General features: G+C 71.5%; 19 protein-coding genes. 13 read left to right on the top strand and 6 right to left on the bottom strand.

What is annotated here, in order from left to right; genetic code table 11:
- The first annotated feature begins 3 nt into the window (after window positions 1-3).
- Both mmpB and QF034_RS25860 read left to right on the top strand, forming a co-directional pair.
- Entirely contained in the window at window positions 4-132 is a 129-nt protein-coding gene (mmpB, locus tag QF034_RS25865; protein ID WP_267482369.1) for a morphogenic membrane protein MmpB, read from the top strand.
- Between the two features lie 32 nt (window positions 133-164).
- Window positions 165-785 carry a Maf family protein gene (locus QF034_RS25860; RefSeq protein WP_307177178.1) on the top strand — a complete coding sequence of 207 codons (621 nt, stop codon included), beginning with the start codon at window positions 165-167 and terminating at the stop codon, window positions 783-785.
- On the opposite strand, the gene QF034_RS25855 is transcribed toward QF034_RS25860, so the two are convergent.
- Entirely contained in the window at window positions 754-1,233 is a 480-nt protein-coding gene (locus QF034_RS25855) for a hypothetical protein (protein ID WP_307177177.1), read from the bottom strand. The genes QF034_RS25860 and QF034_RS25855 overlap by 32 nt on opposite strands.
- 344 nt (window positions 1,234-1,577) lie before the next feature.
- On the opposite strand from QF034_RS25855, the gene QF034_RS25850 reads away from it, so the two are divergent.
- Entirely contained in the window at window positions 1,578-3,353 is a 1,776-nt protein-coding gene (locus tag QF034_RS25850; protein ID WP_307177176.1) for an acetyl/propionyl/methylcrotonyl-CoA carboxylase subunit alpha, read from the top strand.
- Between the two features lie 289 nt (window positions 3,354-3,642).
- Here the strand turns inward: QF034_RS25850 and QF034_RS25845 are convergent, their stop codons facing one another.
- Together QF034_RS25845 and QF034_RS25840 are read right to left on the bottom strand one after the other, a co-directional pair.
- The gene (locus tag QF034_RS25845; protein WP_307177175.1) at window positions 3,643-4,617 is read right to left on the bottom strand and encodes a DeoR/GlpR family DNA-binding transcription regulator; all 975 of its coding nucleotides are present in this window, start codon (window positions 4,615-4,617) and stop codon (window positions 3,643-3,645) included.
- A gap of 165 nt (window positions 4,618-4,782) precedes the next feature.
- Window positions 4,783-6,231, bottom strand: coding sequence for an NAD(P)H-quinone dehydrogenase (locus tag QF034_RS25840; protein WP_307177174.1), 1,449 nt, complete (start codon window positions 6,229-6,231; stop codon window positions 4,783-4,785).
- Window positions 6,232-6,328: 97 nt separating this feature from the next.
- Here QF034_RS25840 and QF034_RS25835 point away from each other — a divergent pair, with 97 nt between their 5' ends.
- The 3 genes from QF034_RS25835 to QF034_RS25825 all read left to right on the top strand — a co-directional run bounded on the left by QF034_RS25835 (window position 6,329) and on the right by QF034_RS25825 (window position 9,772).
- Window positions 6,329-6,766, top strand: a complete 438-nt coding sequence (locus tag QF034_RS25835) for a gamma-glutamylcyclotransferase family protein (RefSeq protein ID WP_086565456.1) — start codon at window positions 6,329-6,331, stop codon at window positions 6,764-6,766.
- A gap of 92 nt (window positions 6,767-6,858) precedes the next feature.
- The gene (locus QF034_RS25830; protein ID WP_307177173.1) at window positions 6,859-7,683 is read left to right on the top strand and encodes a purine-nucleoside phosphorylase; all 825 of its coding nucleotides are present in this window, start codon (window positions 6,859-6,861) and stop codon (window positions 7,681-7,683) included.
- Between the two features lie 406 nt (window positions 7,684-8,089).
- Window positions 8,090-9,772 (top strand): phospho-sugar mutase, encoded by a 1,683-nt coding sequence (locus tag QF034_RS25825; RefSeq protein ID WP_307177172.1) that lies wholly within the window; start codon window positions 8,090-8,092, stop codon window positions 9,770-9,772.
- A 108-nt stretch (window positions 9,773-9,880) separates the two neighbouring features.
- Here QF034_RS25825 and QF034_RS25820 read toward each other — a convergent pair whose 3' ends face one another.
- Entirely contained in the window at window positions 9,881-10,597 is a 717-nt protein-coding gene (locus tag QF034_RS25820) for a PH domain-containing protein (protein ID WP_307177171.1), read from the bottom strand.
- Between the two features lie 198 nt (window positions 10,598-10,795).
- Here QF034_RS25820 and deoC point away from each other — a divergent pair, with 198 nt between their 5' ends.
- From deoC to QF034_RS25805, 3 genes are read left to right on the top strand one after another with little or no spacing between them, the layout of a single operon-like run.
- A complete protein-coding gene (deoC, locus tag QF034_RS25815) occupies window positions 10,796-11,758 on the top strand; it encodes a deoxyribose-phosphate aldolase (protein ID WP_307177170.1) in 963 nt (320 codons plus the stop codon).
- Window positions 11,759-11,778: 20 nt separating this feature from the next.
- Window positions 11,779-13,215: an aldehyde dehydrogenase family protein gene (locus tag QF034_RS25810; protein ID WP_307177169.1), complete on the top strand. Its 1,437-nt coding sequence runs from the start codon at window positions 11,779-11,781 to the stop codon at window positions 13,213-13,215.
- Window positions 13,208-14,095: an aldehyde dehydrogenase family protein gene (locus QF034_RS25805; protein WP_307177168.1), complete on the top strand. Its 888-nt coding sequence runs from the start codon at window positions 13,208-13,210 to the stop codon at window positions 14,093-14,095. The genes QF034_RS25810 and QF034_RS25805 overlap by 8 nt, the downstream gene beginning before the upstream one ends.
- An 86-nt stretch (window positions 14,096-14,181) precedes the next feature.
- On the opposite strand, the gene QF034_RS25800 is transcribed toward QF034_RS25805, so the two are convergent.
- Window positions 14,182-14,580, bottom strand: a complete 399-nt coding sequence (locus QF034_RS25800) for a hypothetical protein (protein ID WP_307177167.1) — start codon at window positions 14,578-14,580, stop codon at window positions 14,182-14,184.
- A gap of 101 nt (window positions 14,581-14,681) precedes the next feature.
- Between QF034_RS25800 and QF034_RS25795 the strand changes: the two genes are divergently transcribed.
- Complete coding sequence (locus tag QF034_RS25795; protein ID WP_370880964.1) at window positions 14,682-15,341, top strand: uridine kinase family protein; 660 nt, start codon at window positions 14,682-14,684, stop codon at window positions 15,339-15,341.
- A 181-nt stretch (window positions 15,342-15,522) separates the two neighbouring features.
- Here the strand turns inward: QF034_RS25795 and QF034_RS25790 are convergent, their stop codons facing one another.
- Window positions 15,523-16,269 carry a SigE family RNA polymerase sigma factor gene (locus QF034_RS25790; protein ID WP_307177165.1) on the bottom strand — a complete coding sequence of 249 codons (747 nt, stop codon included), beginning with the start codon at window positions 16,267-16,269 and terminating at the stop codon, window positions 15,523-15,525.
- Window positions 16,270-16,506: 237 nt separating this feature from the next.
- Between QF034_RS25790 and afsQ1 the strand changes: the two genes are divergently transcribed.
- Genes afsQ1 through QF034_RS25775 form a run of 3 tightly spaced genes read left to right on the top strand, consistent with a single transcriptional unit; the run spans window position 16,507 to window position 19,402 of the window.
- A complete protein-coding gene (gene afsQ1, locus QF034_RS25785) occupies window positions 16,507-17,184 on the top strand; it encodes a two-component system response regulator AfsQ1 (protein WP_158101933.1) in 678 nt (225 codons plus the stop codon).
- Entirely contained in the window at window positions 17,181-18,785 is a 1,605-nt protein-coding gene (locus QF034_RS25780) for an ATP-binding protein (RefSeq protein WP_307177164.1), read from the top strand. Before afsQ1 ends, QF034_RS25780 begins: the two co-directional genes overlap by 4 nt.
- Entirely contained in the window at window positions 18,785-19,402 is a 618-nt protein-coding gene (locus QF034_RS25775) for a hypothetical protein (RefSeq protein WP_307177163.1), read from the top strand. The genes QF034_RS25780 and QF034_RS25775 overlap by 1 nt, the downstream gene beginning before the upstream one ends.
- Window positions 19,403-19,436: the final 34 nt, after the last annotated feature.

The following is a 19,436-nucleotide window of genomic DNA, read 5'->3' as shown; positions in this document are numbered from 1 at the left end:
GGCATGCTGTGGTCCGACCCCGAGAACGAACCGCCCGAAGAACTGCGGGACACGCAGGACATGCTGCGGCGGCTGGGCGTTCTCATGGCGTTGGCCATGGTGCTGGCGATGATCGTGATCGGCGTGAGGTGAGAGGAGACAGGTGACGCCGATACGCTGAACGCATGACAGATCAGCCGCGCCGCCGACTCGTCCTCGCCTCCCAGTCCCCCGCCCGGCTCGGGCTGCTCCGCCAAGCCGGTCTCGCCCCCGAGGTGATCGTGAGCGGCGTCGACGAGGACGCCGTCACCGCCCCCACTCCCGCCGAACTGGCGCTCGCCCTGGCCGAGGCGAAGGCCTCCGTCGTGGCGGCCCGGCCGGAGGCCAAGGGCGCGATCGTGATCGGCTGCGACTCGGTGCTCGACCTGGACGGCCAGGCCCTCGGTAAGCCCCAGGACGCCGAGGAGGCCACGGCCCGCTGGAAGGCGATGCGCGGACGCGCCGGAACCCTCCAGACCGGCCACTGCGTCTACGACACGCTCTCCGGCCGCTACGCCTCGGCCACCGCGTCCACCGTCGTCCATTTCGGCGAGCCCACCGACGAGGAGATCGCCGCCTACGTCGCCTCCGGCGAACCCCTCTACGTCGCCGGGGCGTTCACGCTGGACGGCCGATCGGCCCCGTTCATCGACGGCATCGACGGCGACCACGGCAACGTGATCGGCATCAGCCTGCCCCTCGTCCGCCGGCTCCTCGCGGACCTGGGCGTCGGCATCACGGAGTTGTGGGCGCCGGCGGAGAAGTGACCGGAGAGCCGTCGCCGCCCGCCCCGTCCTGAGGCGGCGCGGCGCCGGCGGGCTCGGCCGGACGGTCGTACGTCATCAGCAGCAGCACGATCAGGCCGAGCACCAGCACCATGAAGAGGAACGCGGGCCAGCCCACGAGCCCCCAGGTGAACGCGCCGAGCAGCCCGTGCACGACCGCCGCGCTGATCAGCAGCACCCGCCCGAAGCCCGCCGGGGGCCGGTCCCGCAGCGCCACCAGCAGGGCGACCAGGCCGCACAGCGCGAAGTAGAGGCCGAAGGCGATCCCGCCGATCTTCGACGACACGGACATCATGTGCGGATCGAGCCCGGCCAGGGACATGTCCTGCCGGTCGACGACGACGCCGAGGAACCAGTTCAGCGCGGCGATGCCGAACGCCTCACCGAAGAGCACCACCGCCGCGATCCACGCCACCGGCCTGCGCACCACCGGGCCCACCCACTTACCCCTAGTACGTTCGAGACATCGCGAACGCTACTAACGAGTAAACCCTGGGACAAGGGTTCTGCGGCGGGCAAAGAATCATTGGGCCATTCGTAGGGACTCCACAAAGAAACAGAGTGGCCCGCAGCACGTGATGACAGAGACCTTGACCACAGGGGAGGGCTAGGGTTTCCCGAAGGAGTACTGCGTACCGCGGTGCGACAAGGGATTTCGCGGGTCGAGCGAGCCTCGCATCACGCTCCGTGTGGGCAAGCTCACCACTGGGGACGGGTCGAAGTGCCGTGTCGGCAGTCCCTAAACTCGGCTTGTTTCAAGGAGGGAGCCTCATCGTGCGCAAGGTGCTCATCGCCAACCGTGGCGAAATCGCTGTCCGCGTGGCCCGGGCCTGCCGGGATGCCGGCATCAAGAGCGTGGCCGTCTACGCCGACCCGGACCGGGACGCTCTGCATGTCCGCGCCGCGGATGAGGCGTTCGCCCTGGGCGGTGACACGCCGGGCACCAGCTACCTCGACATCGAGAAGGTGTTGAAGGCCGCCCGCGAGTCGGGCGCGGACGCGATCCACCCCGGCTACGGATTCCTCTCCGAGAACGCGGACTTCGCGCAGGCGGTCCTGGACGCGGGCCTGATCTGGATCGGCCCGCCCCCGCAGGCCATCCGCGACCTGGGTGACAAGGTCGCCGCCCGGCACATCGCGCAGCGCGCGGGCGCCCCGCTGGTGGCGGGCACGCCCGACCCGGTGTCCGGTGCGGAGGAGGTCGTCGCCTTCGCCGAGCAGCACGGTCTGCCGATCGCCATCAAGGCGGCGTTCGGCGGCGGCGGCCGCGGCCTGAAGGTCGCGCGCACGCTCGAAGAGGTCCCGGAGCTGTACGACTCGGCGGTCCGCGAGGCCGTCGCGGCCTTCGGCCGGGGCGAGTGCTTCGTCGAGCGCTACCTCGACAAGCCGCGGCACGTGGAGACCCAGTGCCTGGCCGACCAGCACGGCAACGTGGTCGTCGTCTCCACCCGCGACTGCTCCCTGCAGCGCCGCCACCAGAAGCTGGTCGAGGAGGCCCCGGCCCCCTTCCTGTCCGACGCGCAGGTGGAGCAGCTGTACTCGGCCTCCAAGGCGATCCTGAAGGAGGCCGGCTACGTCGGCGCCGGCACGGTGGAGTTCCTCGTCGGCCTCGACGGCACGATCTCCTTCCTGGAGGTCAACACCCGCCTCCAGGTGGAGCACCCGGTCACCGAGGAGGTCGCCGGTATCGACCTCGTCCGCGAGATGTTCCGCATCGCCGACGGCGAGGAGCTCGGCTACGACGACCCGGCGCTGCGCGGGCACTCCTTCGAGTTCCGCATCAACGGCGAGGACCCGGGCCGCAACTTCCTGCCTGCCCCGGGCACGGTCACGACGTTCGCGCCGCCGTCCGGTCCGGGTGTCCGGCTGGACGCGGGCGTGGAGTCCGGGTCGGTCATCGGTCCGGCGTGGGACTCCCTGCTGGCCAAGCTGATCGTCACCGGCCGCACGCGCAAGGAGGCGCTGGAGCGGGCCGCGCGTGCGCTGGAGGAGTTCCAGGTCGAGGGCATGGCGACGGCGATCCCGTTCCACCGCGCGGTGGTGAAGGACCCGGCGTTCGCGCCTGAGCTCACCGGCTCCTCCGACCCGTTCACGGTCCACACCCGCTGGATCGAGACGGAGTTCGTCAACGAGATCAAGCCGTTCACGGCGGCCGCGGACGCCCTGGAGGCGGACGAGGAGCCGGGCCGCGAGACGGTGGTCGTCGAGGTCGGCGGCAAGCGTCTGGAGGTCTCCCTCCCGGCGTCCCTGGGCATGTCCCTGGCCCGCACGGGCCTGGCGGCCGGGGCCAAGCCCAAGCGCCGCGCGGCGAAGAAGTCGGGCCCCGCCGCCTCCGGCGACACCCTCGCCTCGCCGATGCAGGGCACGATCGTCAAGGTCGCGGTGGAGGAGGGCCAGGAGGTCAAGGAGGGCGACCTGGTCGTCGTCCTTGAGGCCATGAAGATGGAACAGCCCCTCAACGCCCACAAGTCCGGCACGATCAAGGGCCTCAGCGCGGAAATCGGCACGTCGGTCACGTCGGGCGCGGCAATCTGCGAGATCAAGGACTGACCGGGCAGCACGGACAACTCCTTCGGCGCGGCCCCGAGCCGGGGCCGCGCCGGGGGGTTGTCAGCTGAGCTGCGGGCAATCGCGCCTCCCCCAGTGCCTTAAGGGCCTGGGAGGTACCCCCAGGGCGGCACGGGTGGGCGCAGCGGCACCCCGCAGCGCCGGGTTGCGCAACGCCCCGGCCTCAGCAGCCGCTGGCGGCACCCTTCCACGCCGGGCTGCGGACCCACCCCGCCCCGGCAAAAACGCCGGGTGCCTGACAACCACCAGCACCTGGACCAGCACCCGGCTCTCAACGCCGCCGCAGATCCGCCACCCTCGCCCGCTCCGCCCCAGGACTCTGCTCCCCGAGCATCGTGGCCGACCGCAACCCACTCCCCGCCCCCGGCACCTGCCGCCGAGGCCCGGGCAACGGCACATCACGACGCTGCTGACGCGCCGGGCCGGCATCACCCCCGGGTCCTCCCGCCCCCGCCGAACCCCCCGGCGCCCCCGCGACAGTGATCTGCACTCCCTGATCGGCGAGCGCCTGAAGCTCCGTGGCCGCACGGTCGTCATGGGCGGGCGGCTCGTCCGTCACGAGGCGCGTGATGAGATCCGTCGGCACGGTCTGGAACATCGTGTCCGTCCCGAGCTTGGTGTGGTCCGCGAGGACCACCACCTCCGCGGCGGCCTGCACCAGCGCCCGGTCGACCGACGCCGACAGCATGTTGGACGTGGACAGCCCCCGCTCCGCGGTCAGACCGCTCCCGGACAGGAACGCCCGGGACACCCTCAGCCCCTGCAGGGACTGCTCGGCACCGCTGCCGACCAGGGCGTAGTTCGAGCCCCGGAGCGTACCCCCGGTCATCACGACCTCGACCCGGTTGGCATGGGCCAGCGCCTGGGCGACCAGCAGCGAGTTGGTGACGACGGTCAGCCCGGGCACCCGGGCGAGCCGGCGGGCCAGCTCCTGGGTCGTCGTACCCGCCCCGACCACGATCGCCTCGCCCTCTTCCACGAGATTCGCGGCGAGGTCGGCGATGGCGGTCTTCTCGGCGGTCGCGAGATGAGACTTCTGCGGAAAGCCGGACTCCCGCGTGAAACCGCCCGGCAGTACCGCACCGCCGTGCCGGCGGTCGAGGAGTCCTTCTGCCTCCAGCGCGCGCACGTCCCGCCGTACGGTCACTTCGGAGGTCTGGACGACGCGGGCGAGCTCACGGAGCGACACGGCCCCGTTCGCTCGCACCATTTCGAGGATCAATTGGCGACGTTCTGCAGCGAACACGAAACTGACAGTAACGCCAGCGACCGTCTGCTTTCAGCAGTTTGCGCTGAATAGCAGAAGATGTTCGCACCGAGCAGCGGGAAGTGGTATAGGGCCTAGTCCCCCCGCCTATGCCGTACGCATGGTCGAACACTCCACGTGACCAGCGACGGACCGGATCCGGCCTCAGCCCTCGCCGGTCTCCTTACGGGTGTGCAACTGCCGTGCCACCTCGGCGATCGAGCCCGACAACGAGGGATAGACGGTGAAGGCGTTCGCAATCTGTTCGACGGTCAGATTGTTGTCGACCGCGATCGAGATGGGGTGGATCAGTTCCGAGGCACGCGGCGCCACGACCACGCCACCGACCACGATCCCGGTCCCCGGCCGGCAGAAGATCTTGACGAAGCCGTCGCGGATGCCCTGCATCTTCGCGCGCGGATTGCGCAGCAGCGGCAGCTTCACGACCCGGGCGTCGATCTTCCCGCCGTCGACGTCGGCCTGGGTGTAGCCGACGGTGGCGATCTCCGGGTCGGTGAAGACGTTCGACGAGACGGTCTTCAGGTTCAGCGGGGCCACGGCATCGCCCAGGAAGTGGTACATGGCGATACGTCCTTGCATGGCGGCCACGGAGGCGAGGGCGAACACGCCCGTCACGTCACCGGCCGCGTACACGCCCGGAGCGGTCGTACGCGACACCTTGTCGGTCCAGATGTGACCCGACTCGCGCAGCCGGACCCCGGCGTCCTCCAGCCCCATGCCCGAGCTGTTCGGAACGGCACCGACGGCCATGAGGCAGTGCGACCCCGTGATGACCCGCCCGTCGGAGAGGGTCACCTCGACCCGGTCGCCGACCCGCTTGGCGGACTGCGCCCGGGTGCGTCCCATGACGTTCATGCCGCGCCGCCGGAAGACCTCCTCCAGCACGGCGGCCGCGTCCGGGTCCTCGCCCGGCAGCACCCGGTCCCGCGACGACACGAGCGTCACCTTCGACCCCAGCGCCTGGTAGGCGCCGGCGAACTCGGCACCGGTCACACCCGACCCGACCACGATCAGCTCCTCGGGGAGCTCGTCGAGGTCGTACACCTGGGTCCAGTTCAGGATCCGCTCGCCGTCGGGCTGGGCGTCGGGCAGCTCGCGGGGATGCCCACCGGTGGCGATGAGCACGGCATCCGCCGTAAGGGTCTCCTCGCTCCCGTCGGCGGCGCGCACCACGACCTTGCGCGACCCGTCGAGCGCCTGCATGCCCTCCAGCCGCCCGCGCCCGCGCAGGACACGAGCCCCGGCACGCGTCACGGAGGCCGTGATGTCATGCGACTGGGCGAGCGCGAGCCGCTTCACACGCCGGTTGACCTTCCCCAGGTCGACCCCCACCACCCGGGCGCTCTGCTCCAGCGGCGGGGTGTCGTCCGCGACGATGATCCCCAGCTCCTCGTACGACGAGTCGAAGGTGGTCATCACCTCGGCCGTGGCGATCAGGGTCTTCGACGGCACACAGTCGGTCAGCACCGACGCACCGCCCAGACCGTCGCAGTCGACGACGGTCACCTCCGCGCCGAGTTGAGCGGCCACCAGCGCCGCTTCGTATCCGCCGGGTCCGCCACCGATGATCACGATCCGAGTCACGTACCCCATTGTCCCGCACCCATCAACACGGCACCGCCCCGGGGCCCGCCGCCGATGCGGCTCCGTTACGCGAGTGACTCCGGGGCACCTGCCGTACCCTCTCCCCATGTCGCTCTACGCCGCGTACGCCGGCAACCTCGACGCGCGGCTGATGTCCCGCCGCGCCCCGCACTCGCCGCTGCGCGCCACCGGCTGGCTGAACGGGTGGCGGTTGACCTTCGGCGGTGAGCACATGGGCTGGGAGGGGGCCCTGCCGACGATCGTCGAGGACCCCGTCTCCCAGGTCTTCGTCGCGCTCTACGAGATCGCCCCCATGGACGAGGAGTCGCTGGACCGCTGGGAGGGCGTGGGGCTCGACATCTACCGCCGCACGCGCGTACGGGTCCACACCCTGGAGGGTGACGAACAGGCGTGGGCCTTCACCCTCAACGCCTACGAGGGCGGCCTGCCCTCAGCCCGCTACCTGGGCGAGATCGCCGACGCGGCCGAGTCGGCCGGCGCCCCGCACGACTACGTGATGGAACTGCGCAAGCGCCCCTGCTGAGCCCGCTTCGTCGGAAACGACAAGACAACGATCGTCACCCCGTGAGCTCTGCCATCTACGCGCGTAGGCAATCACCGGCTACCCTCGTGCGCGTGAACGCATCTCTTCTTCCGGACGACCTCCAGGGCGACCCCCACGCCGCCGCCGACGCCGCCGCGGCCCGCCTGCGCGAACTCACGGGCGCCGAGACCCACGACGTCGCCCTCGTGATGGGCTCCGGCTGGGCTCCGGCCGTGGACGCCCTCGGTGCCCCCGAGGCCGAGCTCCAGGTCACCGAGCTGCCCGGCTTCCCGCCCCCGGCGGTCGAGGGCCACGGAGGCAAGATCCGCTCCTACCGGATCGGCAACAAGCGCGCCCTGGTCTTCCTGGGGCGTACGCACTACTACGAGGGCCGCGGCGTGGCAGCGGTCGCCCACGGCGTCCGCACCGCGGTCTCGGCCGGCTGCAAGACGATCGTCCTCACGAACGGCTGCGGAGGCCTGCGCGAGGGCATGCGCCCCGGCCAGCCGGTCCTGATCAGCGACCACATCAACCTCACCGCCACCTCCCCCATCATCGGCGCCAACTTCGTCGACCTCACGGACCTCTACTCCCCGCGCCTGCGGGCCCTGTGCAAGGAGGTCGACCCCACGCTGGAGGAGGGCGTCTACGCCCAGTTCCCCGGCCCGCACTACGAGACTCCGGCGGAGATCCGTATGGCCCGGGTCATCGGTGCGGACCTGGTGGGCATGTCGACGGTCCTGGAGGCGATCGCCGCGCGTGAGGCGGGTGCGGAGGTGCTGGGCATCTCCCTGGTGACGAACCTGGCGGCGGGCATGACGGGAGAGCCCCTCAACCACGAGGAGGTCCTCCAGGCCGGCCGCGACTCCGCGACGCGCATGGGTTCACTCCTGGCCCAGGTCCTGGGACGCCTGTAAGCAACCCGCATCGCCGCTGGGGCCGGGTGGGTCCGCAACCCGGCGGAGCGGGGTGCCGCTGCGCCACCCGTGCGCCCTGGGGGTACCTCCCAGGCCCTTAAGGCACTGGGGGAGGCACGACTGCCCGCAGCGGCGGCCTGCGGCAGCTGAGCGGGACCACGACGCGCCGCACCCGCGCACGGCGCGAAGGGGACGTGTCGGGGGGTGTCCGCCCGCAGCGGTTGGCGCGTCAACGGAGGGTTAGTCGGTACGCAACCCCATCGCGCCGTTCCGAGGACGGACACCCCCCGGCGCGGCCCCGACCCACCACCGGCGAGCAGGCGCTACGCGCACCCCCACGGCCGCGCACAGGCCGCCGCAGGCATCCGCACCCGCACCACCCACAACGGAGAGGCTGAGACAGACCGTGCACGACGAACTCATCGCACAGGCCCAGGCGTGGCTCACCGAGGACCCCGACCCGGAAACCCGCACCGAGCTCGCCCGCCTCATCGACGCCCAGGACAACACCGAACTCGCCGCCCGCTTCAGCGGCACCCTCCAGTTCGGCACCGCCGGCCTCCGCGGCGAACTCGGCGCCGGCCCCATGCGCATGAACAGCTCGGTCGTCATCCGCGCGGCGGCCGGTCTCGCCGCGTACCTCAAGAAGCAGGGCCACCACGACGGCCTCGTCGTCATCGGCTACGACGCCCGCCACAAGTCGCACGACTTCGCCCGCGACACCGCCGCCGTCATGACCGGCGCCGGCCTCCGCGCCGCCGTCCTCCCCCGCCCCCTCCCCACCCCCGTCCTCGCCTTCGCGATAAGGCACCTCGGCGCGGTCGCCGGCGTGGAGGTCACCGCCAGCCACAACCCGCCCCGCGACAACGGCTACAAGGTCTACCTCGGCGACGGCTCCCAGATCGTCCCCCCGGCGGACACCGACATCGCGGCGGAGATCGCCGCCGTCCCGTCCCTCACCACCGTCCGGCGCCCCACCGAAGGGTGGGAGACCCTCGACGACAGCGTCCTCGACGCCTACCTGGCCCGCACCGACGCCGTCCTGTCCAAGGGTTCCCCCCGCACCGCCCGCACCGTGTACACGGCGATGCACGGCGTCGGCAAGGACGTCCTCCTCGCCGCCTTCGCCCGCGCCGGCTTCCCGGAACCGGCCCTCGTCACGGAGCAGGCCGAGCCCGACCCGGAGTTCCCGACCGTCGCGTTCCCCAACCCGGAGGAGCCCGGCGCGATGGACCTGGCCTTCGCGACGGCCCGCGCGCTCACCCCCGCCCCCGACCTGATCATCGCCAACGACCCGGACGCGGACCGCTGCGCCGTCGCCGTACAGGGCGCGCAGAACGGCCAGAACGGCGAGAACGGCGAGAACGGCCAGAACGCCACCGACTGGCGCATGCTCCGCGGCGACGAGGTCGGCGCCCTGCTCGCCGCCCACCTGGTCCGCCGCGGAGCGACCGGCACCTTCGCGGAGTCGATCGTCTCCTCCTCCCTCCTCGGCCGTATCGCCGAGAAGGCCGGCCTCAACCACGTCGAGACCCTCACCGGCTTCAAGTGGATCGCCCGCGCGGAGGGCCTGCGCTACGGCTACGAGGAGGCCCTCGGCTACTGCGTCGACCCGGACGGCGTACGCGACAAGGACGGCATCACGGCCGCGCTCCTGATCACGGAACTGGCTTCGCAGCTCAAGGAGGAGGGCCACACCCTCCTCGACCTCCTCGACGACCTGGCCGTGGAACACGGCCTGCACGCCACGGACCAGCTCTCGGTCCGCGTCGAGGACCTGTCCCTGATCGCGGCCGCGATGCGCCGCCTGCGCGAACAGCCCCCGACCGGACTCGCCGGCCTGCCGATCACCCGCACCGACGACCTCACTCGGGGCACGGACACCCTCCCGCCCACCGACGGCCTGCGCTACACCCTCGACGGCGCCCGGGTGATCGTCCGCCCGAGCGGCACGGAGCCGAAGCTGAAGTGCTACCTGGAGGTCGTGATCCCGGTCGCGACCCACGCCGAGCTCCCCCGGGCCCGCGCACGGGCGACGGCCCTACTGGAGTCGATCAAACGCGACCTGTCGACAGCGGCAGGCATCTGACCACACCGCGGTCGGACACCCACACAACGGCCCCCGGCGAAGCCGAGCACCTCGACCGGGGCCGACGGGCCGTGGGGTGATGGGGTGATGGGGTGGCGTTGGGTGACGTCACCCCACCACCGCCAAAATCAACACCAGCAACGCCCCGGCAACCGCCGGCCCCATCACTTCGTACGCCCACCGCACGGTCACCTCCCCCTGCGCCGTCTCCGCCCGGCGCCGCGCCTCGTGCAGCCCCCGCAGCTCATCCATGATCCGGTCGGTCTCCGCCCGCGCGGGCCCGTCCGACACCGGGCCACCGCCGAGGCCCTGCCCCGGCCCGGAACCCAGCCCCGCACGCATCCCGAGCGCACTGCCGCGCCCCTCGTCCCGCCCCATCTCCCGCCGGGCCTGCGCGGTCGCCCGCATCTCACGCCGCGCGGCCTTCTTGCGGGCACGCAGCGAGACGGGCACGGCCCACAGCTGGTACTTCGCGCCGGACTCGGTGAGGACCTCGTTCGAGTAGGAGGACTTCAACGAGGCGACCTGCCCCCACGGCACCACGATGACGCGGAACGGGTTGCGGATACGCAGCCGGTCGTCACCCACGTACACGGCGGGCCGCAGCGTGAAGGCGACGACCAGCGGCACGACGAGGATCAGCACGGCGAGCGCCATCCACGGCGTGCGTCCCTCGCCCGAGACCACCGCGTCGATGCCGAGCCACCCGGCGATGGCGAGCAGCAGCGCGCCACCGGCGATGGCCGGAACCGACCGGTACACCCGGTCCTCGGACTCGGGCTCCGAAGGCTGCGGCGCGGGCGACTGGGACTCGGGGCTCATCATGCTCCGATTCTGCCGGACCGTGTGCCGACCACCCACCACACCCCACCCGCCGCACCCCACCCGCCGCACCCCACCCCCACACCACAGGCCACACCACGCCCTCCCCGCACCCCACCACCCGCGCACCTCACCACCCCACCCGACCAAACCCAGGGGCTGTACAGCCGCTACGCGCGTAGATATGCTCGTCTGGTGACCATGCCCAGTTCTGCACTCACCGCAGCTCACCCCCTCAAGGACGTCACCGCGTCCGACAGCGCGCTGCGCCGCTTCCTCCACGGGCTCCCCGGCGTCGACGCGGTCGGACTGGAGGCCCGTGCGGCCTCCCTCGGTACGCGTTCGATCAAGACGACCGCGAAGGCGTACGCCATCGACCTCGCCATCTCGATGGTCGACCTGACGACGCTGGAAGGCGCGGACACCCCGGGCAAGGTCCGGGCGCTCGGCGCGAAGGCGGTCCGGCCCGACCCGACCGACCGTACGACGCCCTCGACGGCAGCGGTCTGCGTCTACCCCGACATGGTGGCCGTGGCCAAGGAGGCCGTCGCCGGCTCCGGCGTGAAGGTCGCCTCCGTCGCCACGGCGTTCCCGGCCGGCCGCGCCGCGCTCACCGTCAAGCTGGCCGACGTCCGTGAGGCCGTCGCCGCCGGAGCCGACGAGATCGACATGGTCATCGACCGCGGGGCGTTCCTCGCGGGCCGATACTTGAAGGTGTACGACGAGATCACCGCCGTGAAGGAGGCCTGCGGCACGTCCGCGCGCCTGAAGGTCATCTTCGAGACGGGCGAGCTGTCGACGTACGACAACATCCGCCGCGCGAGCTGGCTCGGGATGCTGGCGGGCGCGGACTTCATCAAGACGTCCACCGGCAAGGTCGCCGTCAACGCGACCCCGGCGAACACGCTCCTCATGCTGGAGGCGGTACGTGACTTCCGTGCACAGACCGGCATCCAGGTCGGTGTGAAGCCGGCCGGCGGTATCCGCACCTCCAAGGACGCCATCAAGTTCCTCGTCCTGGTCAACGAGACCGCCGGCGGGGACTGGCTGGACAACCACTGGTTCCGCTTCGGCGCCTCCTCGCTGCTCAACGACCTGCTGATGCAGCGCCAGAAGCTGGCCACCGGCCGCTACTCCGGCCCCGACTACGTGACGGTGGACTGATACCCGTGAACAGGGAAAACGTGTCATCGGTATTCGCATACGCCCCGGCGCCCGAGTCGCGCTCGATCGTCGACATCGCGCCCTCGTACGGCCTGTTCATCGACGGCGAGTTCACCGAGGCCGCCGACGGCAAGGTCTTCAAGACGGTCAGTCCCTCCTCCGAAGAGGTCCTCGCCGAGATCGCCCAGGCGGGCGAGGCGGACGTGGACCGCGCCGTACAGGCGGCCCGCAAGGCCTTCGAGAAGTGGTCGGCGCTGCCCGGCTCGGAGCGCGCGAAGTACCTGTTCCGCATCGCGCGGATCATCCAGGAGCGCTCCCGCGAGCTCGCCGTCCTCGAGACCCTCGACAACGGCAAGCCGATCAAGGAGACCCGCGACGCGGACCTCCCCCTGGTCGCGGCGCACTTCTTCTACTACGCGGGCTGGGCCGACAAGCTCGACCACGCGGGCTTCGGCGCGAACCCGCGGCCGCTGGGCGTGGCCGGCCAGGTCATCCCCTGGAACTTCCCGCTGCTGATGCTGGCGTGGAAGATCGCCCCGGCGCTCGCCACCGGCAACACGGTCGTCCTGAAGTCGGCGGAGACCACGCCCCTCTCGGCGCTCTTCTTCGCGGACATCTGCCGTCAGGCGGGCCTTCCGAAGGGCGTCGTCAACATCCTCCCCGGCTACGGCGGCGCGGGCGCGGCGCTGGTGGCCCACCCGGATGTGAACAAGGTGGCTTTCACGGGCTCCACGGCCGTCGGCAAGGAGATCGCCCGCACGGTCGCCGGCACCCGCAAGAAGGTCACGCTCGAACTGGGCGGCAAGGGCGCCAACATCGTCTTCGACGACGCTCCGATCGACCAGGCCGTCGAGGGCATCGTGAACGGCATCTTCTTCAACCAGGGCCAGGTCTGCTGCGCCGGCAGCCGCCTCCTGGTCCAGGAGTCGATCCACGACGAGCTCCTCGACTCCCTCAAGCGCCGTCTGTCGACCCTCCGCCTCGGCGACCCGCTGGACAAGAACACGGACATCGGCGCGATCAACTCCGAGGAACAGCTCACGCGCATCACCTCGCTCGTCGAGCAGGGCGAGGCGGAGGGCGCCGAGCGCTGGTCACCGGCCTGCGAACTGCCGGAGAGCGGCTACTGGTTCGCCCCGACGCTCTTCACGAACGTCACCCAGGCGCACACCGTCGCCCGAGACGAGATCTTCGGCCCGGTGCTGTCGGTGCTGACCTTCCGCACCCCGGACGAGGCCGTCGCCAAGGCCAACAACACGCCGTACGGCCTGTCCGCCGGTGTCTGGACGGAGAAGGGCTCGCGCATCCTGGCGGTCGCGAACAAGCTCCGCGCGGGTGTCGTCTGGTCCAACACGTTCAACAAGTTCGACCCGACGTCGCCGTTCGGCGGCTACAAGGAGTCGGGCTTCGGCCGCGAGGGCGGCCGCCACGGCCTGGAGGCGTACCTCGATGTCTGACACGCGACTGAGTGTCCTCAAGACCTACAAGCTGTACGTGGGCGGCAAGTTCCCGCGTTCCGAGAGCGGCCGGGTGTACGAGGTGACGGACTCCAAGGGCAAGTGGCTGGCGAACGCACCCCTGTCCTCCCGCAAGGACGCCCGGGACGCCGTGGTCGCCGCCCGCAAGGCGTTCGGCGGCTGGTCCGGCGCGACGGCGTACAACCGCGGCCAGGTCCTCTACCGCGTCGCGGAGATGCTGGAGGGCCGCCGCGACCAGTTCACGCGTGAGGTGGCCGACGCCGAAGGGCTGTCGAAGTCCAAGGCGGCAGCGGTCGTGGACGCGACGATCGACCGCTGGGTCTGGTACGCGGGCTGGACCGACAAGATCGCCCAGGTGGTCGGCGGCGGCAACCCGGTCGCGGGTCCGTTCTTCAACCTGTCCTCCCCCGAGCCGACGGGCGTGGTGGCGGTCCTGGCGCCCCAGGAGTCGTCCTTCCTGGGCCTGGTGTCGGTGCTGGCCCCGGTGATCGCGACCGGCAACACGGCGGTCGTGGTGGCGAGCGAGAAGTCCCCGCTGCCCGCGCTGTCCCTCGCCGAGGTGCTGGCCACCTCGGACGTCCCCGGCGGCGTGGTCAACGTCCTGGCGGGCCGGACGGCGGAGATCGCGACCCCGCTGGCCGCCCACCAGGACGTCAACGCGATCGACCTCGCGGGCGCCGACGAGGCCCTCGCGAAGGAGCTGGAGATCGCCGCGGCCGACAACCTCAAGCGCGTCCTGCGTCCACAGCCTGTGGATTACGCCGAGACGCCCGGCATCGACCGCCTGACGGCGTTCCTGGAGACCAAAACGGTCTGGCACCCCACGGGGTCACTGGGCGCGTCCGGTTCCTCGTACTAGAGCGCCCCTCACAGCGGAAGCCCCGGCCCTCCTCCGTCCGGGAGGGCCGGGGCTTCTCTCGTGCGCGCCTGTCGCCGTACACGGGCCTACCGCGAGACCATCCCCGCCGCCTGCCCCGCCACCGGGATGCTCTCGACCGACGGGGCCTGCGCCACCGGACCCGTCAGCTCCCGGGACTGCACCGGCTTGAAGTCCGCGACCTCGGTGCCGACGCCGTTGTCGAGCGGGTCGACTCCCGTGCCGGCGAGGGGATTGGGCTTGAGGCCCGTGACCGGGCCGGTGACGTAGCCGACGGATCCGGTGGCGGCCTTGAGGGCGGACTCGGGGTGGGTCTTGCCGAGGGAGGTGTGGACCACGTCCAGGGCCGAGCCGGTGCTCGCCGCCGCGGCCGTGGCCGCCCCCGCTCCCAGCGCCACTCCCGTGGTCGCGAGGACGGCCAGGGCACGCTGGGCGGTCGGCGTCCTGGAGGAGTCGTGTCGAGCCATCGCTGCCACCTTCTGATGCACTGGGTAATCGATTCGACGCAAAGGGTAGTTGAGGTGTGACGCGCACATCAAAGCCGACCCGCGGGGTCGTACGGCCCCCGATGGATGCCTCACACTGGTGTCCCGTGAGTTCTCCTCTGGCCATACCGACGCGAGTCGTGCTGCTCTGCGGCCCCTCCGGCTCCGGCAAGTCCCTCCTCGCGGCCCGCTCCGGCCTCCCGGTGCTGCGGCTCGACGACTTCTACAAGGAGGGCGACGACCCGACGCTGCCGCTGGTGGCGGGGAGTTCGGACATCGACTGGGACCATCCGGAGTCGTGGGACGCGGACACCGCCGTCGCCGCGATCGCCCGGCTGTGCCGCACGGGCCGTACGGACGTCCCCGTCTACGACATCGCGCGCAGCGCCCGCACCGGCACGGAGACGGTGGACATCGGGCGGACCCCGCTGTTCATCGCGGAGGGCATCTTCGCCGCGGAGATCGTCACGCGCTGCAGGGAGCTCGGCGTCCTCGCCGACGCGCTGTGCCTGAGCCGCGGCCCGGTGAAGACGTTCCGCCGCCGCTTCCTGCGAGATCTGCGGGAGGGCCGCAAGTCGGTGCCGTTCCTGCTGCGGCGCGGCTGGCGTCTGATGAGGGAGGAGCGCTCCATCGTCGCCCGCCAGACAGCGCTGGGCGCGTACGCCTGCGACCGCGACGAGGCGATGGGCCGGCTGGCCGACGCAGCCGCGGGTCGGTGCGCGAGCCTCGGCACGGCGGCCTAGACGACGAAAAAAGCGGGACTGGACGGACCCCCCGGCCCTCCAGTCCCGCTCCTGTACTCCCCCGTCTTCCCCCGTGTCCCCCCACTGTCCTGAGGAGACGCCCCCCAGCGTCTCCGCAGTTCCCCCGTGGGCCCCGGTTCCCTCCCCCGTGGGGCCCCTTTTGGTGCTCCCCCCCCGACCTTCAGGCGACGAGCTCGCCGAAGGCGTCCTCCTCGTCACGGCCGAAGCTGAGGACCTCGTCCTCGCGCAGCCGGCGGAGCGACCGCCAGATGCTGGACTTCACCGTGCCGACACTGATGTCGAGGATCTCCGCGATCTCCGGGTCCGTACGGCCCTCGTAGTAGCGCAGGACCAGCATGGTGCGCTGGAGCTCGGGCAGCCGGGCCAGCGCCTGCCACAGGACCGCGCGCAGCTCGGTGCCGCGCATCGCGTCCGTGTCGCCGGGCGTCTCCGGCAGTTCCTCGGTCGGGTACTCGTTGAGCTTGCGGCGCCGCCAGGCGCTGATGTGCAGGTTGGTCATGGTGCGGCGGAGGTAGCCCCCGACCGCGGCCTTGTCACTGATCCGGTCCCACGCCCGGTACGTCGAGAACAGCGCGCTCTGCAGCAGGTCCTCGGCCTCGAAGCGGTCGCCGGTGAGGTGGTAGGCGGTGGCGTACAGGGAGGCGCGGCGCTCCTGGACGTAGGCGGTGAACTCCGCCTCCGACAGCGAGCGGCGCTCCCCCGAGTCCTCCCTGTACGCGGCTCCCCCGTGAGCCCCCTTGATCTCCCCCGCCGGCGCGTCAACCACCGTCATGAACGCGGTGTGCTGACGCCCGGTGCCGCGAGCGCACCCCCGCCCGCTCACGGCACCGGACTTCTCGGAACCCCGGTTCACGTCGTGCAGACGCGTGACCACTGCGCTGGTGCTGGTGCCGTGCAGCGTGTTCATCTCGCGCCCCCCGTCGTGGACTTCCGGTGTGCGGCCCGCCGGTCGGGCGGGCTTCCCTGCTTGTGCCGAAAACTTTGCCGCGGCACTTTCATGGCCGTGTCCGCCGACTGTCACAGACCTGTCACAGGGGTCGGCCACATGGCGGACACACCTCGTGCACAGGCGTCGGCGCTGTGCGCAGGTCTCATCTCGGCCCACATGTCGAACCCCGACCCCTCCATGGGCCAGAATGTGCCCGTGCCTTCCCTGTTGCTGATCGAGGACGACGACGCGATCCGGACGGCCCTGGAGCTCTCACTGACGCGCCAGGGTCACCGGGTGGCGACCGCTGCCAGTGGTGAGGACGGTCTGAAGCTGCTGCGCGAGCAGCGGCCGGATCTGATCGTGCTGGACGTGATGCTGCCCGGCATCGACGGGTTCGAGGTGTGCCGGCGCATCCGGCGCACGGACCAGTTGCCGATCATCCTGCTCACCGCGCGCAACGACGACATCGACGTGGTCGTCGGGCTGGAGTCCGGCGCCGACGACTATGTCGTCAAGCCGGTGCAGGGGCGGGTGCTGGACGCCCGGATCCGGGCGGTGCTGCGGCGCGGCGAGCGGGAGTCCAACGACGCGGCGACGTTCGGCAGCCTCGTCATCGACCGCTCGGCGATGACCGTGACGAAGAACGGCGAGGACCTCCAGCTCACGCCGACCGAGCTGCGGCTGCTGCTGGAGCTGAGCCGGCGGCCGGGGCAGGCGCTGTCGCGGCAGCAGCTGCTGCGGCTGGTGTGGGAACACGACTACCTGGGCGACTCGCGGCTCGTGGACGCGTGTGTCCAGCGGCTGCGCGCCAAGGTCGAGGACGTGCCCTCGTCCCCGACGCTGATCCGTACCGTGCGGGGTGTCGGTTACCGGCTGGATCCGCCTCAGTGACACAGGGGAACCAGGGGGGGACCCGCGGCTGGACCGCGGCGCGCAAGGGAGTTCTGTCGCGGCTGCGCTTCACCAGCCTGCGGCTGAGGCTGGTCGTCGTCTTCGGCCTGGTGGCGCTGACGGCCGCCGTGTCCGCGTCCGGCATCGCGTACTGGCTCAACCGCGAGGCCGTGCTCACCCGCGCCCAGGACGCCGTGCTGCGCGACTTCGACCAGGAGATGCAGAACCGGGCGGGTGCGCTGCCCGATCGGCCGACGCAGGACGAGCTCCAGCACACCGCGGGCCAGATGGCGGGCAGCGATCAGCGCTTCAGCGTGCTGCTGGTCGCGCGCGACGCCGACGGCAGGACCGTCTACGGCAGCTCCGGCGGGCTGAGCGGCTTCTCGCTGCGGGACGTGCCGGTCTCGCTGCGCACGGCGGTGAACAGGGCGCAGAAGGTCGACGGGTCCAACAAGCACCCGTACCACCTGTACTGGCAGCGGGTCGTCGACCACGACACGCCGTATCTCGTGGCCGGGACGCGGGTGATCGGCGGCGGTCCGACCGGTTACATGCTGAAGTCGCTGGAGCCGGAGGCGAAGGACCTCAACTCGCTGGCCTGGTCGCTGGGGATCGCGACGGCGCTCGCGCTGATCGGCTCGGCGCTGCTCGCGCAGGCCGCGGCGACGACGGTACTGAAGCCGGTGCAGCGGCTCGGGACGGCCGCGCGGCGGCTCGGCGAGGGCAAGCTGGACACCCGGCTCAGGGTGTCCGGGACCGACGAACTCGCCGACCTGTCGCGGACGTTCAACAAGGCAGCCGAGGCGCTGGAGAAGCGGGTCGCCGACATGGCCGCGCGGGACGAGGCGTCCCGGCGGTTCGTGGCCGACATGAGCCATGAGCTGCGGACGCCGCTCACCGCCATCACCGCCGTGACGGAGGTGCTGGAGGAGGAGCTGGAGGCGGAGACCGGGAGCATGGACCCGATGATCGAGCCCGCCGTCCGGCTGGTGGTCAGTGAGACCCGGCGGCTGAACGACCTGGTCGAGAACCTGATGGAGGTCACCCGCTTCGACGCGGGCACGGCCCGGCTCGTCCTGGACGACGTCGACATCGCCGACCAGATCACCGCGTGCATCGACGCCCGTGCCTGGCTGGACGCGGTCGAGCTGGACGCCGAGCGCGGCATCCACGCCCGCCTCGATCCGCGTCGTCTGGACGTCATCCTGGCCAACCTGATCGGTAACGCGCTCAAGCACGGCGGCTCCCCGGTGCGGGTGTCCGTCCGGGTGGAGGACGACTCGCTCGTCATCGAGGTGCAGGACCACGGGCCCGGCATCCCCGAGGACGTCCTGCCGCACGTCTTCGACCGTTTCTACAAGGCGAGCGCCTCCCGGCCGCGCTCCGAGGGCAGCGGCCTGGGCCTGTCCATCGCCCAGGAGAACGCCCACATCCACGGCGGTGAGATCACCGCGGCCAACTCGCCCGACTCGGGCGCGGTGTTCACCCTGCGGCTCCCGCGCCACACGTCCGCGCCGGGGGAACAGCCCGCCGAGGGCGAGCGCAAGGACGGGGACCACCCCGGCCAGGACCAGGGCGCGGACGCGAAGGGGGACGCCTGATGACCACACGTCTCGTCTCCAGGGCCCGGATCGGTGCCGTGTCGGTGCTCGCCCTGCTGCTCGCCGGCTGCGGGATCCGGGCCACGGAGGTGCCGACGAACTTCGGGCCGGCGCCCTCGCGGGTGCGCTGTTCGCTCGCCGAGCCGGACGTGTCGACGCAGGCCGCCCGGGGGCTGCCGGTGCAGGTGTTCCTGCTGTGCGGGTCCTCGCTGGTGACCGTCGACCGGACCGTACGGGTTCCGGACGGCGCGGCCGACTCCGCCCGGCGGATGCTGGTGGCGCAGGGCCTGCTGAACCAGCTCGCTGCGCCGCCGTCACCCGCCGAGAAGGAGGCCGGCTACAGCACGGACGTACGCGGCGGCATCACCGTGGGCGGGCCCCGGGCCGGCGACCCGGAGGACACGCTGCGGCTGAGCACGGCTCCGGACAGCCTCACCTCGTACGCCCTCGCCCAGATCGTCTGCACCTTCTCCGACTCGGCGGCCGCCGAGGGTGACGGCTCCGTGGTCCTGGGCGGCCCCGGCTCCGGCTCTCCGCGCCGCTACGCGTGCACGGACGAGGTGCGGGCCCGGCCGGGCAGCAAGGAACCGCCCTCCAAGGACGCGGCCGGGGAGTGAGCGGGCCGGGTTCCGCCCGGCTGTGGCGCATGCC

The organism is Streptomyces africanus (genome assembly GCF_030816955.1).
GTDB lineage: Bacteria > Actinomycetota > Actinomycetes > Streptomycetales > Streptomycetaceae > Streptomyces > Streptomyces africanus.
This window is presented reverse-complemented; position numbering and strand designations above follow the sequence as displayed.

Coding starts and splice junctions, on each gene's coding strand:
- mmpB (WP_267482369.1), top strand. CDS start 4: ATGCTGTGGTCCGACCCCGAGAACGAACCGCCCGAAGAACTGCGGGAC.
- QF034_RS25860 (WP_307177178.1), top strand. CDS start 165: ATGACAGATCAGCCGCGCCGCCGACTCGTCCTCGCCTCCCAGTCCCCC.
- QF034_RS25840 (WP_307177174.1), bottom strand. CDS start 6,231: ATGGGGTACGTGACTCGGATCGTGATCATCGGTGGCGGACCCGGCGGA.
- QF034_RS25835 (WP_086565456.1), top strand. CDS start 6,329: ATGTCGCTCTACGCCGCGTACGCCGGCAACCTCGACGCGCGGCTGATG.
- QF034_RS25820 (WP_307177171.1), bottom strand. CDS start 10,597: ATGATGAGCCCCGAGTCCCAGTCGCCCGCGCCGCAGCCTTCGGAGCCC.
- deoC (WP_307177170.1), top strand. CDS start 10,796: ATGCCCAGTTCTGCACTCACCGCAGCTCACCCCCTCAAGGACGTCACC.
- QF034_RS25805 (WP_307177168.1), top strand. CDS start 13,208: ATGTCTGACACGCGACTGAGTGTCCTCAAGACCTACAAGCTGTACGTG.
- QF034_RS25800 (WP_307177167.1), bottom strand. CDS start 14,580: ATGGCTCGACACGACTCCTCCAGGACGCCGACCGCCCAGCGTGCCCTG.
- QF034_RS25795 (WP_370880964.1), top strand. CDS start 14,682: ATGGATGCCTCACACTGGTGTCCCGTGAGTTCTCCTCTGGCCATACCG.
- QF034_RS25790 (WP_307177165.1), bottom strand. CDS start 16,269: ATGAACACGCTGCACGGCACCAGCACCAGCGCAGTGGTCACGCGTCTG.
- QF034_RS25775 (WP_307177163.1), top strand. CDS start 18,785: ATGACCACACGTCTCGTCTCCAGGGCCCGGATCGGTGCCGTGTCGGTG.